The organism is Saccharopolyspora sp. NPDC000359 (assembly GCF_040300525.1).
GTDB lineage: Bacteria > Actinomycetota > Actinomycetes > Mycobacteriales > Pseudonocardiaceae > Saccharopolyspora.
In genome coordinates this window covers 33,871-48,457 of record NZ_JBEPDU010000035.1, presented here as the reverse complement: position 1 = coordinate 48,457, position 14,587 = coordinate 33,871, and the positions used below count along the sequence as shown (strand labels likewise).

13 protein-coding genes are annotated in these 14,587 nt (G+C 70.8%); 9 read left to right on the top strand and 4 right to left on the bottom strand.

The window, feature by feature from the left end; all coding sequences use genetic code 11:
- The first annotated feature begins 7 nt into the window (after positions 1 to 7).
- The 4 genes from ABT324_RS21900 to ABT324_RS21885 all read left to right on the top strand — a co-directional run bounded on the left by ABT324_RS21900 (position 8) and on the right by ABT324_RS21885 (position 4,232).
- Complete coding sequence (locus ABT324_RS21900) at positions 8 to 685, top strand: response regulator transcription factor (protein ID WP_351180534.1); 678 nt, start codon at positions 8 to 10, stop codon at positions 683 to 685.
- Positions 682 to 2,028 (top strand): ATP-binding protein, encoded by a 1,347-nt coding sequence (locus ABT324_RS21895; RefSeq protein ID WP_351180531.1) that lies wholly within the window; start codon positions 682 to 684, stop codon positions 2,026 to 2,028. Before ABT324_RS21900 ends, ABT324_RS21895 begins: the two co-directional genes overlap by 4 nt.
- 155 nt (positions 2,029 to 2,183) lie before the next feature.
- Positions 2,184 to 2,585 carry an NUDIX domain-containing protein gene (locus ABT324_RS21890; protein WP_351180528.1) on the top strand — a complete coding sequence of 134 codons (402 nt, stop codon included), beginning with the start codon at positions 2,184 to 2,186 and terminating at the stop codon, positions 2,583 to 2,585.
- 843 nt (positions 2,586 to 3,428) lie between these two features.
- Positions 3,429 to 4,232 (top strand): exodeoxyribonuclease III, encoded by an 804-nt coding sequence (locus ABT324_RS21885; RefSeq protein WP_351180525.1) that lies wholly within the window; start codon positions 3,429 to 3,431, stop codon positions 4,230 to 4,232.
- Here the strand turns inward: ABT324_RS21885 and ABT324_RS21880 are convergent, their stop codons facing one another.
- Positions 4,233 to 4,817: a dihydrofolate reductase family protein gene (locus ABT324_RS21880; RefSeq protein ID WP_351180522.1), complete on the bottom strand. Its 585-nt coding sequence runs from the start codon at positions 4,815 to 4,817 to the stop codon at positions 4,233 to 4,235.
- 14 nt (positions 4,818 to 4,831) lie between these two features.
- A complete protein-coding gene (locus ABT324_RS21875; protein WP_351180519.1) occupies positions 4,832 to 5,407 on the bottom strand; it encodes a dihydrofolate reductase family protein in 576 nt (191 codons plus the stop codon).
- An 88-nt stretch (positions 5,408 to 5,495) separates the two neighbouring features.
- On the opposite strand from ABT324_RS21875, the gene ABT324_RS21870 reads away from it, so the two are divergent.
- Positions 5,496 to 6,062, top strand: a complete 567-nt coding sequence (locus ABT324_RS21870; RefSeq protein ID WP_351180516.1) for a TetR/AcrR family transcriptional regulator — start codon at positions 5,496 to 5,498, stop codon at positions 6,060 to 6,062.
- 6 nt (positions 6,063 to 6,068) lie between these two features.
- On the opposite strand, the gene ABT324_RS21865 is transcribed toward ABT324_RS21870, so the two are convergent.
- Positions 6,069 to 7,319 carry an NAD(P)/FAD-dependent oxidoreductase gene (locus tag ABT324_RS21865; RefSeq protein ID WP_351180513.1) on the bottom strand — a complete coding sequence of 417 codons (1,251 nt, stop codon included), beginning with the start codon at positions 7,317 to 7,319 and terminating at the stop codon, positions 6,069 to 6,071.
- Positions 7,320 to 7,526: 207 nt separating this feature from the next.
- Complete coding sequence (locus ABT324_RS21860) at positions 7,527 to 9,017, bottom strand: S8 family peptidase (RefSeq protein WP_351180510.1); 1,491 nt, start codon at positions 9,015 to 9,017, stop codon at positions 7,527 to 7,529.
- Between the two features lie 173 nt (positions 9,018 to 9,190).
- On the opposite strand from ABT324_RS21860, the gene ABT324_RS21855 reads away from it, so the two are divergent.
- The 4 genes from ABT324_RS21855 to yhjD all read left to right on the top strand — a co-directional run bounded on the left by ABT324_RS21855 (position 9,191) and on the right by yhjD (position 14,523).
- Positions 9,191 to 11,776 (top strand): bifunctional FO biosynthesis protein CofGH, encoded by a 2,586-nt coding sequence (locus ABT324_RS21855; RefSeq protein ID WP_351180507.1) that lies wholly within the window; start codon positions 9,191 to 9,193, stop codon positions 11,774 to 11,776.
- A gap of 356 nt (positions 11,777 to 12,132) precedes the next feature.
- The gene (locus ABT324_RS21850) at positions 12,133 to 12,357 is read left to right on the top strand and encodes a hypothetical protein (protein ID WP_351180503.1); all 225 of its coding nucleotides are present in this window, start codon (positions 12,133 to 12,135) and stop codon (positions 12,355 to 12,357) included.
- A gap of 49 nt (positions 12,358 to 12,406) precedes the next feature.
- Positions 12,407 to 13,444, top strand: coding sequence for a tryptophan--tRNA ligase (gene trpS / locus ABT324_RS21845; protein WP_351180500.1), 1,038 nt, complete (start codon positions 12,407 to 12,409; stop codon positions 13,442 to 13,444).
- A gap of 62 nt (positions 13,445 to 13,506) precedes the next feature.
- Positions 13,507 to 14,523 carry an inner membrane protein YhjD gene (yhjD, locus tag ABT324_RS21840; protein WP_351180497.1) on the top strand — a complete coding sequence of 339 codons (1,017 nt, stop codon included), beginning with the start codon at positions 13,507 to 13,509 and terminating at the stop codon, positions 14,521 to 14,523.
- Positions 14,524 to 14,587 lie beyond the last annotated feature (64 nt).

The following is a 14,587-nucleotide window of genomic DNA, read 5'->3' as shown; positions in this document are numbered from 1 at the left end:
GCCCGCCATGGCTGTGGTGCTGGTTGTCGAGGACGATCCGGTGGTGCGCGCTGCGCTGATCCGCGACCTGACCGCGCGGGACTGGGTCGTCCGCAGCGTCGGGACCGCCCTCGACTCGCTGCGGGAGGTCACCGAGAACCCGCCGGACGTCATCATCCTCGACCTCGGCCTGCCGGACCTCGACGGCGGCGAAACGCTCAAGATGATCCGCGGCGTCTCCGACGTGCCGACCATCGTCGCGACCGCCCGCGACGATGAGACCGAGATCGTCCGCCTGCTGCGCGCGGGCGCCGACGACTACATCGTCAAGCCGTTCTCCAGCGAACACCTCAACGCCCGCATCGAAGCCGTCCTGCGCCGCGCCCGCGGTGCGCAGCCGACGCAGCTGATCACCGTCGGCGGGCTGCGCATCGACACCGAGAGCCGGGTGGTGGTGCTCGACGGCACCGAGCTGGAGCTGACCCGGCGCGAGTTCGACCTGCTCACCTACCTCGCCTCGCGGCCGGGGCGGGTGGTGCCGCGCCGCGAGCTGCTCTCCCAGGTGTGGCGGCAGTCCTACGGCGACGACCAGACCATCGACGTCCACCTCTCCTGGCTGCGCCGCAAGCTGGGGGAGAGTGCAGCCGAACCCCGCTACCTGCACACCGTGCGCGGAGTCGGCGTCAAGCTCGTGGAACCGGAATGAGGCGCACGGTCGTCCTGGTGGCGCTGGCGGTGACCTCGATGGTCGCGCTGGCGTTCCTGATCCCGCTGGGCCTGGTGATCCGCGAGATGGCCCGCGACCAGGCGATGTCCGACGCCGAGCGGCAGGCCGTCGCACTCGCCCCGGTGCTGGCCACCACGGACGACCACGCGCTGGTCGGCAAGGCGGTGGCCAGCACCCGCGCCGGTCAGCTGGGTCGCATCGCGGTGCACCTGCCGGACGGCGGCGTGGTCGGCACCAGCCGGGCGGGCGCGGGCGACGTCAGCCGGGCGGTGGTCGACGCGCGCACCGCGACCGTCGAGGTGCCCGGCGGTTCGACGGTCGTGCAGCCGATCGCGCTGGACGGCGGGCGCACGGCGGTCGCCGAGGTCTTCGTGCCGGAGGCCGAGCAGGTCCGCGGCGTGCTGCGGTCCTGGATCGTGCTCGGCGGGGTCGGGTTGCTGCTGGTGATCGGCTCGCTGCTGGTCGCCGACCGGTTGGCGGCGCGGATGGTGCGCGCGACGATCCGGTTGGCCGACGCCTCGTCGGCGTTGGGCGCGGGCGACCTCGGGGTCCGGGTGCACCCCAGCGGCCCGCCCGAGCTGGTCGCGGCGGGCCAGGCGTTCAACACCATGGCCGACCGGGTGCGCCAGTTGCTGGCCGCCGAGCGCGAGATGGCGGCGGACCTCTCGCACCGGCTGCGCACGCCGCTGACCGCGTTGCGGCTCAACGCCGGAGCGCTGGGCGACGACCAGGCCGCTGAGCAGACCCGGCTAGCGATAGACCGGCTGGAGCGCGAGGTGGACCTGGTGATCACCAGTGCCCGTCGGGCCGGTCCGGGCGAGGACCCGGACTGCGACGTGGCGGCGCTGCTGCGCGAGCGGCTCGAGTTCTGGTCGGCGCTGGCCGAGGACCAGCAGCGGCGGTGGAGCCTGCGCGGCGCGGAGGGGTCGGTGCGGGTGCCGGTGCCCGCCACGGAACTGGCGGCGTCCGTGGATGCCGTGGTGGGCAACGTCTTCCGGCACACCCCGGAGCGGACCGAGTTCGTGGTGTCGTTGCACCGCAACGACGGGGTGAACGACGGCGTGGTCGGGGTGGTCGTGGAGGACGCGGGGCCGGGCGTCGCGGGGCTGTCGGAGGCGGTGCAGCGCGGCCGCAGCAGCGCCGGGTCGACCGGCCTGGGCCTGGACATCGCGCGCCGGGTGGCGGAGTCGACCGGTGGTCGCCTGGTGGTGGACCGCTCCAGCCTCGGCGGTGCCCGGGTGTGCCTGTGGCTCTGGCAGCGCCCGGCGGCACCGCGGCCGAGCCGCCGCCGGGACCGCCGCCGCCCCCGTCCGTCGAGGTGAGCGGCGACCGCGTCGGCTGGTCGTCGGGGCCGGTGGTTACCCTCGCGGGCGTGCTGACTGTGTCGAGCGTGAACGTTCCTAGAGCACACAACGATCTAGCTTGAAACGCTAAGGCCACAGGACGTGGTCTGACCAGCGAGAAAGCCGAGGGATGCGTGCGTGAGCGCCCACCCGGTGCATCCGGGCGGGCGCTCGCCTCCGCCATGGAGAACCTTCGTCTTATTCCGGTAGCGTTCCGCTCTCTGGCGAACGAGACGAACGCGCCTGAGCTGGCGACTTGGACCATCCACGGCGAACGACTGATCGACGACACCCGACGGCTCAAGCTGAGCATCGCGTCGGTCGAGCTACCAGACGGCGTCACGTTCGAGCAGTACGTGCTGCGCATGCCCAAGGCCGCGATGACTGTGGTCGTCGACTCCGATCACGTGCTGACGATCTGGCGCCACCGATTCATCCTCGACCGGTGGGTGTGGGAGCTCCCCGGCGGCTATGTCGACCCGAACGAGGACCCCGCGCTCACTGCGGCCCGAGAGGTCGAAGAAGAGATGCCATAGCTGCACCGCCACTTGCGCAATTTTCGGAGTATTGCTTGCTGGCGCTTGCTACCTCCTGCACTCATTTAACGAAAACTCGGCCTTCGGGGGCAGCTTTCGATGCTATCGCCGCTATATCTATTTTTGTGCGCTGTAGGCCAAAAATCACGTCGGTGACGATAGCAGTCGTCACCACAATGGTGTTGTGCGGCATTCTGACTGCGCTGTTTCCGTGGCCTCGTCGCTTGCTGGCAGAGTTGGTTCTGTTCTCCCATCTAGTGCAGCAACGGCGTGTATGCTTCCCTTATGTCAGATAGGAATGACAGACGTTGGAGCGCGCCACCCACCTTCCCGGTGCTCTGTGCGAACGGTGCATGGGCCGAGCGACATGAACTTGACGAGTTCATGTCCTTTGCGGGACGGACAGTTGAAATATGGCTGGCCTCTGCTTCGTCGGATAGGTCACGCGGAGTACGCGTTGGCTCCTTCGAGAGAAAAGGACTAGAACAGCAGGCTGGTGAAAGTTCCATCTCGCCTGAAGTGATGGCCGGAACGACGCTGAGCGCATCCCCGAATCGGTCTATGACCGTGCACGCGACAAGTTGCTACAGCGTCGAGCCGAGGCAGAGGGGGAAATCGCACGGGCAAGTCAAGGCGCTGAGAACCCGGTATCCGATCCGCCTGCGGTCGCCCTCGGCTTGCTAGAGGAGTGGGACACCTTGCCTGTGCTGCAACGGCGGGAGGTGCTGCGATCGCTGATCAAGCGGGTAGAACTTGTCCCGGACAACACGCCTGGGCGGCAGCGGCGCCGGGCATCGGTACGGGTCATCCCTGCCTGGGACGATGGTTCCATAGAATCGCCCCATGGGTGGTTTCCTCACGGTGTCGAGCGTGAACGTCAACGGCCTGCGCGCCGCCGCCAGGAAGGGCTTCGTGGAGTGGCTGGCGGCCACTGGTGCGGACGTCATCTGCATGCAGGAGACGCGCGCGGAGCCCGACCAGCTCACCGCCGCCGTCCGCGAGCCCGAGGGCTGGCACACCGTGCTCGCGCCCAGTTCGGAGAAGGGTCGCGCCGGGGTGGCGATCTACAGCCGTACCGAACCCGAGGCGGTGCGCACCGGTTTCGGCTCGGCGGAGTTCGACGAGAGCGGCCGGTACGCGGAGGTCGAGCTGCCGGGGCTGGTGCTCGGCAGCCTGTACCTGCCCAGCGGTGACGTCGGCACGTCGCGCCAGGACGAGAAGGAACGCTTCATGAAGGAGTTCCGCCAGTACCTGGACGAGCTCCGCGGGCGCGCCGCGGCCGACGGTCGCGAGGTTTTGGTGTGCGGTGACTGGAACATCGCGCACCAGGAGGTCGACCTGAAGAACTGGAAGGCCAACCGGAAGGAGGCGGGCTTCCTCCCGGAGGAGCGGGCCTGGCTGACCGACCTGTACGCCAGCGGCTACACCGACGTGGTCCGCCACCTCCACCCGGAGGGCCCCGGCCCGTACTCGTGGTGGTCCTACCGGGGCAAGGCCTTCGACAACGACTCCGGGTGGCGGATCGACCTGCACGTGGCCACCACCGGTCTGGCCGAGCGCGCGACCTCGGCGGTGGTGGAGCGGGCCGAGAGCTACGACCTGCGCTGGTCCGACCACGCCCCGGTCACCGTGACCTACGACGTGTGATCAGCGCTTCTGGTAGGTCAGGTGGACCACTCCTCCTGGGAACGGTTGGGCGCTGGTCAGGTCGAACTGCTCGGGGTGGAACCCGCCGTCGAACAGCGGAATCCCCGCTCCGGCGACCACCGGGTTGAGCTTGATCAGCAGCTCGTCGATCTCCGGGCGCAGGGCGGCCGCCAGCTTCGCGCCGCCCACCAGCCAGATCTTTTTGCCCGGTTGGGCTTTGAGCTCGCGGACCTTCTCGACCGGGTCCGTCGCCACGAGGTGCACGCCGGGGTCCGGGCCCCCGGTCATCGTCCGCGAGAACACGTAGTGCTCCAGGTGGGCGTAGGCGTTGGTGATGCCCGCCTGCAGGCCGATCTCGTAGGAGCCGCGGCCTTCGATGACGGTGTCGAAGTGCTTCGGCTCGACGTCGGCGATGCCGAGCGGTTCGCGCAGGTGCGTGGGGATGATCTCCGGGAGTTCCGCCAGCAGCCGCGGCAGGTACTCCGGGCTCGGGGCCATCAGACCGGTGCTGCTCGGGTCGGAGCGGTCGGGGGCGGCGATGTAGCCGTCGATCGTGGTGGCCACGCAGTAGGTGAGCTTTCGCAAGGTCGCCTCCAGGTTCAGCGCTTGGTGTAGGTCAGGTAGATGACGCCGTTGTTGAACACCCGGGTGTCGGCCAGGTCGAACTGCTCGGGACTGAACTCGCCGTCGAACAGCGGGATTCCGGCGCCGGTGACGACCGGGTGGAGCTTGATGACGAGCTCGTCGACCTCCGGGCGCAGGGCGGCCGCGAGCTTCCCGCCGCCGCACAGCCAGATGCCCATGCCCTCCTCCCGCTTGAGCTCCCGCACCTTCTCCAGCGGGTCGGTGGCGACGAATTCCACCGTGGGGTCGGTGCACGGGTCGACGGTGCGGGTGAACACGATGTTGCGCAGGTGCTGGTAGGCGTTCGTCACCCCGTCGGCCACGCCCACCTCCCAGGTGCCGCGCCCCTGCAGGACGGTGTCGAAGTGCTTGTTCGGCACGCCTTCGAGACCGGTCAGCGGGCGGAAGTGCGTCGGCATGATCTCCGGGTACTCGTCGCGGGTCGGTTGCGCGTGGTCGCCCTCGATCAGAAAGAAGTCCGGGTTGTCGCCGGCCGGTCCGGTGATGAAGCCGTCGACGGTGGACGCGACCAGGTAGGTGAGCTTCCGCATGGGACCTCCGGTAACCACTTCGTTTGTAGTGCTTCGAATGTAGTACTCTGCCTGTAGTGGTTGTCAAGGGGCTTTTTCGGAGGAAGCCATGGTGCAGAACCCAGAACGGCGGATCGCCCTGGTCGACGCGGCGATCGAGGTGCTGGCGCGGGACGGCGCGCGCGGCCTGACCTTCCGCGCGGTGGACGCCGAGGCGGGGGTGCCCAAAGGCACCGCGTCGAACTACTTCGCCAACCGGGACGACCTGCTCAACCAGGTCGGCGCGCACATCCATCGGCGGCTGGCGATCGACCCCGCCGTGGAGGGCCTCCAGCTGCCGCCGTCACGCGAACTGCTCACCGAGCTGATGCGCGCGCTCTACCACCACATCTCCGACGACCGGACCGGCTGGCTGGCGCTGCTGGAACTGCGCCTGGAAGCCACCCGCCGACCCGAGCTCCAGGCGGCGCTGACCAGGACCCTGCGCGAGAACCTCATGGGCAACGTGGAGGGCCACCGCGAAACCGGCAACCCCGGCGACGACATGACGGTGGTCCTGCTCTACTACGCGATGACGGGCCTGATCCTGGAGCACCTGACGGTCCCCGAGGTCCTGGCCGACCACGACGAGGACGAGCTGATCAGCACCTTCGTCGCCCGCGCCGTCGGCACCTGAGCCGGGTCAGCGGGCGATGAGGTCGTTGAGCGGGGTGCCCGGGTCGGCCAGCGCCGCCGGGTCGACCGTGGTCCCCGAGGTGACCAGGGTCCTCAGCTGGTCCTGGACGTCCCAGGTGTTGACGTTCATGCCCGCCAGCACGCGGCGGCCGTCCAGCCAGAAGGCGATGAACTCGCGGGCCGCCACGTCACCGCGGAACACCACCTGGTCGTACTCGCCCGGCACCACGTGGCCGAGGAACTCCATGCCGATCCCACCCGCATCCGGGTCGTACTGGTCGGTGAAGAAGTAGGGCAGTTCCGAGTACTCGCTGTCGCGGCCCAGCATTGCCGCCGCCGCGGTCGCCGGTTGGTGCAACGCGTTTGCCCAGTGCTCCACGCGGATCTGCCTGCCCAGCAGCGGGTTGAAGGCGTTGGCCACGTCGCCCGCCGCCACGATGTTCGGGTCCGGGGTGCGCAGCGAGGCGTCCACCAGGATGCCGTTCTGCACCCGCAGCCCGGCCTGCGCCGCCAGCGACACGTCCGGCTCCACGCCGATCGCGACCAGCACCGCGTCGGCGGGGAGCTCGGAGCCGTCGGTCAACCGGACACCGGTCGCGCGACCACCACCGGTGCGGATCTCGTCGACCGCGGTGCCGAAGCGGAAGTCGACGCCGTGCGCCCGGTGCAGGTCCGCGAAGACCTGCGCGACCTCGGGGCCGAGCACGCGCAGCAGCGGCAGCTGGGCGGTCTCCACGACGGTCACCGCAACCCCGGAGGTACGGGCCGCGGCCGCGACCTCCAGGCCGATCCAGCCCGCGCCGACCACGACGAGCCGTTCGACCTGGGCCAGGGCCCGCTTGATGCGGTCGGAGTCCTCGACGCGGCGCAGGAGCAGCACGCCCTCGGCGTCGGCGCCGGGCACCGGCAGCGGGCGGGGGTGCGCGCCGGTAGTGAGCAGCAGCTTGTCGTAGTCGAGGCGGCTGCCGTCGCTGAGCTCGACCTGCCGCAGCGACCGGTCGATCCGCTGCACCGCCACCCCGAGCTGGAGGTCCACCCGGTTCTCCGCGTACCAGCCCTCGTCGTGCACGTAGGCCGCGTCGAACCCGCTCTTGCCCAGCAGGTAGTCCTTCGACAGCGGTGGGCGCTCGTAGGGCCGGTGCGGTTCGTCGCCGAGCAGCGCGATCCGCCCGTCGAACCCCAGCGCCCGCAGCGCCTCGGCGCCCTTGGCCCCGGCCATCCCGGCGCCCACGATCACGAACCGCTCCGAATCCCCCACGACGACCTCGCTCCCACCGGGTTCCGCTCCGGTCGAGCGTCCGTCCCGGCGGTGCCCCGGGCAACCCAGAACACCCCGCAGGATGCGGTGAAGGGCACCTCCACCGGCTCGGCCGGTCGAGATGCCCTCCGCTCGTCACCCCTCCGGGTGGGGGTCTGCGCGACCTCCGTGGAGGTCAGCTGTCCGACCTCCAGGGAGCTCGCGTGGTCACCGCACCGCGTCGAGCGCGTCGACCAGGCCAGCGCCGTAGAAGCCCGCGCCGGTCCCGCCGCCCGCGCACACCGCGTCCGGCTTGCCGTCGCCGTCCGGGTCGTAGTTCTCCGGGCACGCCAGGGCATCCGCCTGGTTGGCCAGCGCACCGGTCACCTGCTGGGCGCTCCACTCCGGGTGGGCGCTGCGCAGCAGCGCGACCACACCGGCCGCGTGCGGGCTGGCCATCGAGGTGCCCTGCATCCAGCCCCAGCCACCGCCTGGCACGGTGGACAGCACCCGGCCGTTGCGCGACGGGGTGTCCGGGACCTGGTCCTTGTCGCCGCCCGGGGCGGTCACCGCGACCGAGCCCAGCCCGTAGCTGGAGTAGTACGACTTCACCAGATCCGGGCCCACCGCGGAGACCGCCACCACGCCCGGCAGCTCACCCGGCAGCACGTGGCACTCGGGCCCGGTCAGCCGGTCCTGCTGCGGGGTGCCGTTGTTCGGGCTCTCGGTGTCGTGGATCGGCTTGGACAGGTCCCAACCGGCGTTGCCCGCCGCCGCCACGGTCACCACGTCCTTGCTGCTGGCGTAGGCGACCGCCCGGCGCACCGCCTCCGCCCCGGCCCGCTGGTCCGGGTCGCTCTCGCACCACAGCAGCCAGGGGTCGACGAAGTAGGAGTTGTTCGTGACGTCGATGCCCTGCTCAGCGGCCCAGATGAAGCCGCAGATCGCGTACTCGGGGTAGATGAACCCGTCGTCGTCGACCACCCGCACCGAGGCCAGGCTGACGTCCGGCGCGACACCGGCGACGCCCACGCCGTTGCGCGCCGCGGCGATGGAGCCCGCCACGTGCGTGCCGTGGCTCTGCGTCGGGTCCTGCGGCTGCCAGGCCTCCGGCCGGGTGTCCGGGACGCCCTCGTTGACGCAGCTCACCGACTTGGTGGAGTCGATGTTCGGCGCGAGGTCGGGGTGCGCCGCGTCGATCCCGGAGTCAAGCACGCCGACAGTGATGTCCGCGCTGCCCTGCGAGACCTGGTGCGCCTGGTCGGCCTTGATCTGCCGCATGTCCCACTGCTCGGGCTCCAGCGGCTCCTGCCCGGCCTGCGCGGCGAACGCGGCGGCGTCGACGTTGCCCTCCAGCGCCTCCAGCCGCGTCGACTGCGTCGGCGGCAGCTGCTCGGCGAGGTTGCGGGTGCTACCCGCCTGGTCGACGGCGGGTTGGGCGCGCACCGCGTCCGCGAAGGCCGGGTCGGTGGAGGTCGCCACCACGACCCCGATCTGCGGCCAGCTCTGCACCACGGTGCCGCCGACGGCGCGGACCGAGTCCTCGGTCAGCTTCAGGCCGTCACCGGTCGGTCCGAGCACGACGAAGTGCGCCGGTGCGGCGGTGCTCGCCGGTGCGGGCGCTGCGGTGCTGACGACACCAGCTGGCACCAGCAGCGCCAGCGCGAGGGCCGACCCGGCGATGCGCGCCGTGCGCCCTCTCAGTCCTTTGCGTGACACGCGTCCCTCCTGTGGAGACGAAGAGTGATCCACCCAGCGTTGTGCGACGGATTCTGCGCCTGTTTCGGGGATGTCTGGTAGGGCGAGATGGAGTAATTGGCTAGCTGGAAGTGAGCAGTGCCGCACGTGGTTGGTGGGTGCGCGGTGCCGCTCCGCGGACTTAGAGTCGGTTGGTGTCGGTCGAAGATCTGCAACTCGCCCAGCCGGAACCCACCCCCAGCGCGTCGGCCATGCGCAGAGCGTTGCGCCGGGCCACCGACGGCGTTTCGCTGGACGCCACCGAGGCCGCCGTGCTGCTGCACGCCCGCGGCGATGACCTGGAGCGGCTGTTCGCCGCGGCGGGGCGCGCGCGGGACGCGCACCTGGTCGCGGAGGGTCGGCCCGGGGTGGTCACGCACGCCCGCAACGTGTTCATACCGCTGACCCGGTTGTGCCGGGACCGGTGCCACTACTGCACGTTCGCCACCGTCCCGCACCGCCTCGAATCGGCGTTCCTGGAACGCGAGGAGGTGGTGGAGATCGCCCGCCAGGGCGCCGCCGCCGGGTGCACCGAAGCACTGTTCACCTTGGGCGATCGGCCGGAGGAGCGCTGGTCAGCGGCAGCGGAGTGGCTGGAGGCCCGCGGCTACTCCTCCACTGTGGACTACGTGCGGGCCTGCGCGGTCGCGGTGCTGGAGGAGACCGGCCTGCTGCCGCACCTCAACCCCGGGGTGCTGTCCTGGTCGGAGCTGACCAGGCTGAAGCCGGTCGCGGTGAGCATGGGCATGATGCTGGAGACCACCGCCGAGCGGCTGTGGCGGGACAAGGGCGGGCCGCACTTCGCAAGCCCCGACAAGGAACCCGCGGTCCGGCTGCGCGCGCTTGCCGACGCCGGTCGGGTCGCGGTGCCGTTCACCAGCGGAATCCTCATCGGCATCGGCGAAACCCGCACCGAGCGCGCCGAGTCGCTGCTCGCGCTGCGCAGCACCGCCCGCCAGTACGGGCACCTGCAGGAAGTCATCGTGCAGAACTTCCGGGCCAAACCGGACACCGCGATGCGCGACGTGCCCGACGCCGACCTGCACGACCTGGCCGCCACCGTCGCGGTCGCGCGGCTGCTGATGCCCTCCGGGGTCAGCGTGCAGGCACCGCCGAACCTGGTCGGCGACCAGCAGCTGCTGATGCTGCGCGCCGGGATCGACGACTGGGGCGGCGTCTCCCCGGTGACCCCGGACCACGTCAGCCCCGAGCACCCCTGGCCCCAGCTGGACGACCTGGCCGCGACCACCGCCGAGGCCGGGTTCGAGCTGCGCGAGCGGCTCACCGCCTACCCGCGCTACGTGCGCGCCGGGCTGGCCGGGGACAGCACGCAGTGGCTGGACCTGCGGGTGACCGGGCACGTGGCGGCGCTGGCCGGTCCGGACGGCCTGCGGCGACCGGACGCCGAGGTCGTCGGCCGCGAGTGGCAGGAACCGGACGGCGGGTTCGACTCCACCGGCCGCACCGACCTGCACCGCAGCATCGACACCGAGGGCCGCACGGGGGACCGCCGCGGCGACTTCGACACCGTCTACGGCAACTGGGACGAGCTGCGCGCCCAGGTCCCCGCCGGAACCGCCCCGGAGCGGCTCGACGCCGACGTGCGCGCCGGGCTCCAGCTGGCCGCCTCCGACCCGGCCGCGCTGCTCGACGAAGCGCACCACGACGCGGCGATGGCCTTGATGACCTGCGACGGAGTCGCGCTGGACGAGCTCGCGCGGATCGCCGACGAGCTGCGCCAGGAGGTCGTCGGGAACGACATCACCTACGTGGTCAACCGCAACATCAACTTCTCCAACATCTGCTACGTCGGCTGCCGGTTCTGTGCCTTCGCGCAGCGCGAGCGCGACGCCGACGCCTACCGGCTCTCCCCGGAGGAGGTCGCCGACCGCGCCGACGAGGCGTGGCGGGCCGGGGCCACCGAGATCTGCATGCAGGGCGGCATCGACCCGCGGCTGCCGGTGTCCGGCTACGCCGACCTGGTGCGGGCGATCAAGCAGCGGGTGCCGGAGATGCACGTGCACGCCTTCAGCCCGATGGAGATCGTCAGCGCGGCGGCCAAGGCGGGCGTGAGCATCGCGGACTGGCTGGCCGAGCTGAAGGAGGCCGGGCTGGGCAGCATTCCGGGCACCGCGGCGGAGATCCTCGACGACGAGGTGCGCTGGGTGCTGACCAAGGGCAAGCTGCCCGCCGCCGAGTGGGTCGAGGTGGTCAGCACCGCGCACCGGCTGGGCATCCCGTCCTCGTCGACGATGATGTACGGCCACGTGGACACCCCGGAGCACTGGCTGGGCCACCTCCGGACGCTGGCCGGGGTGCAGGACACCGCGGCCGAGCACGGCGCTGCCGGGTTCACCGAGTTCGTGCCGCTGCCGTTCGTGCACCGCAACGCGCCGATCTACCTGGCCGGGCTCGCCCGGCCGGGGCCCACGCGCCGGGACAACCGCGCGGTGCACGCGATGGCGCGCGTGCTGCTGCACGGGCGCATCGACAACGTCCAGTGCTCGTGGGTGAAGCTCGGCGACGCCGGGACGACCGAGGTGCTGCACGGCGGGGCGAACGACGTCGGCGGCACCCTGATGGAGGAGACCATCAGCCGGATGGCCGGCTCCGAGCACGGTTCGGAACGCAGTGTCGAGGAGCTGCACGAACTGGCTGCTCGGGCGGGGCGTCCGGCGCGGCAGCGGACCACCACCTACGGGCGTTCGGGGCGCGTGCAGATCGGTGTCAGCCCGGTCTGAACCGCCGTTCGGCGCAACTTCCGTTGGAATCGCACGTCTGATTCCAATGGGAGTTGCGCCCTCCACGAATCGCCCGTCCCCGGACGGGTGTGATCCAGGTCATGGCGGTAGCTGGATCGGGTGGTCGTGCGAGTCGCTGATCCACTGCCTGGCCTGCGTCGTTGAACGTTGCACAGACCCGGATTCACGCTCATTCCGGGGGAAAATATGATCATTCCGTCGTGGTCGGTTTACGCAAAGCGACCGCAGGTGTTACGGCCGACCGGTACGGTCCGCCACCAGACTCGGACGAATGCTGACCCGAACGGGTCAACTGTCGTTAGGGAGGCGCGCTCGTGCGTAGCCGAATAGCTCACGTGGCCACGCGAGCCACCGCACTCGGTACCGCGATCGCCGCGGCGCTGCCCGCGACCGCGACGGCGGCCACCGCCGAACCGCTGGCGCTGACCGTGCGCGGACCACTGGACTCGCTGGCCACCCCGGTCGGCCTCACCGCCGTCGGACTCGGCGTGGTCGGCATGGTCGCGGGTGCGTTCCGGAAGAAGAAGGTCCACCCCGAGAACCAGCGCAAGACCTCCTGACCCGGGAGGTCGTTCCCACCGTCGGCGCGGGGCTTGCGAGAATCGGCACGTGAGCAGCGACACCGCACCCCAGAACAGCCAGTCCGCGGCTCGGCCGCGCGTGTTGTCCGGCATCCAGCCGACCGCCGATTCCTTCCACCTCGGCAACTACCTGGGCGCCCTGCGGGAGTGGGTCGCCATGCAGGACACCCACGACGCCTTCTACTGCGTCGTCGACCTGCACGCCATCACCGTCGAGCAGGACCCCGCGCAGCTGCGCCAGCGCACCCGGCTGTCCGCCGCCCAGCTGCTGGCGCTGGGCATCGACCCGGACCGCGCCACGCTGTTCGTGCAGAGCCACGTCCCGGAGCACGCCCAGCTCGGCTGGGTGCTGGAGTGCCAGACCGGCTTCGGCGAGGCCGGTCGGATGACCCAGTTCAAGGACAAGTCCGCCCGGCAGGAGGCCGACCACGTCAGCGTCGGACTGTTCACCTACCCGGTGCTGCAGGCCGCGGACATCCTGCTCTACCAGGCCGACGCGGTCCCGGTCGGCGAGGACCAGCGCCAGCACCTGGAGCTGACCCGCAACCTCGCCCAGCGGTTCAACTCCCGCTACGGCAGCACCTTCACCGTCCCGGCCGCGCACATCCCCCAGGCGACCGCGAAGATCTACGACCTGCAGGACCCGACCTCGAAGATGAGCAAGTCGGTGCCCGCCGGGGTCGTCGAGCTGCTGGAGGCGCCGAAGCGGTCGGCGAAGAAGATCCGCTCCGCGGTCACCGACCTGGAGCGCGAGATCCGCTACGACGTCGAGGGCAAGCCGGGCATCAGCAACCTGCTGGTGATCTACTCGGCGCTGACCGGCCGCAGCGTCGCCGACCTGGAGACCGCCTACGAGGGCAAGGGCTACGGCGACCTGAAGAAGGACCTCGGCGAGGTCGTGGTCGAGTTCGTCACGCCGTTCCAGGAGAAGGTCCAGGCCTACCTCGACGACCCGGCGGAGCTGGACAAGGTGCTGCACCGCGGCGCCGAGCGGGCCCGCGAGGTGGCTTCGGAGACGCTGCGCACCGTCTTCGACCGGATGGGCTTCCTTCCGCCGATGGGCTGAGCTGATCAACAGCGGGTAGCCTGCTGCCGTTCGGGGGAATCCGTTGCGGCGGGAGGTGCACCGTGACCGGGCAGCAGGAGGAGAAGCCGGGGCGGTTGGCGCTGCTGCGGCGCAAGCACGCGTGGCTGGACCGGCTGATCCGCGCGTTCGAGCGGTACCAGAAGCAGTACGGCGACTACTACGCCGCGGCGATCACCTACTTCAGCGTGCTCGCGTTGGTGCCGCTGCTGATGATCGCCTTCGCGGTGGCCGGGTTCGTGCTGGCGGGCAACCCCGGCCTGCTCGCGCGGCTGCAGGACTCGATCACCTCGGCGGTGCCGAGCCCCGCGATGAGCGAGATGCTGACCGGGGTCGTCGAGCAGGCGATCCACCAGGCCGGAGCGGTCGGGGTGATCGGCCTGCTCGCCGCCCTGTACTCCGGCCTGGGCTGGATGACCAACCTGCGCGAGGCGCTGACCGCGCAGTGGACGCAGGTGCCGAGCGCGCAGCCGATGTGGCGCCGGATGGTGTCCGACCTGCTGTCCCTGGTCGGCCTCGGCGCGGCGATGGCGGTCTCGTTCGGCATCAGCGCCCTCGGCGGCCTCGGGCTGCGGCTGTTCGAGCTGGTCGGCATCGAGCACACCGCGGCGGCGGTGCTCGCGCTCCGAGCCCTGACCACCCTGCTGTCCCTGGCGGCGAGCTGGCTGGTGTTCCTGTGGGTGCTGGCGAGGCTGCCGCGCACGCCGGTCACGCTGCGGAGCGCGGTGTGGGGTGCGCTGTTCGCGGCTGTGGGCTTCGAGATCCTCAAGCAGGTGGCGGTGATCTACCTGAACAGCGTCACCAGCTCCCCGGCCGGAGCGGCGTTCGGGCCGATACTGGGTCTGCTGGTGTTCGCCAACCTGACCTCGCGGTTCGTGCTCTTCGTGACGGCGTGGACGGCTTCGGCGCCGGAGAACCTGCAGGCGGCGGCGCCGGAGCCGCCGGGCCCGGCGATCATCCGGCCGGTGGTGCAGGTGCGGGAGCGTCCGGGGGCGCGGGCCGCGGCGGGGTTGGTGGGGATCGGGGCGCTGGCCGGGTACGCCTGGCGGCGTCGGCGGTGAGGTTCGGGGTGGGGTACTGGGGTATTGGTGGTGGTACTGGGGTGGGGTGAGGGGGATTTGGGTT

Bases quoted from the DNA above. Each gene is read 5' to 3' on its own strand.
- ABT324_RS21885 (WP_351180525.1), top strand. From the start codon at position 3,429: ATGGGTGGTTTCCTCACGGTGTCGAGCGTGAACGTCAACGGCCTGCGC.
- ABT324_RS21900 (WP_351180534.1), top strand. From the start codon at position 8: ATGGCTGTGGTGCTGGTTGTCGAGGACGATCCGGTGGTGCGCGCTGCG.
- ABT324_RS21870 (WP_351180516.1), top strand. From the start codon at position 5,496: ATGGTGCAGAACCCAGAACGGCGGATCGCCCTGGTCGACGCGGCGATC.
- ABT324_RS21895 (WP_351180531.1), top strand. From the start codon at position 682: ATGAGGCGCACGGTCGTCCTGGTGGCGCTGGCGGTGACCTCGATGGTC.
- ABT324_RS21875 (WP_351180519.1), bottom strand. From the start codon at position 5,407: ATGCGGAAGCTCACCTACCTGGTCGCGTCCACCGTCGACGGCTTCATC.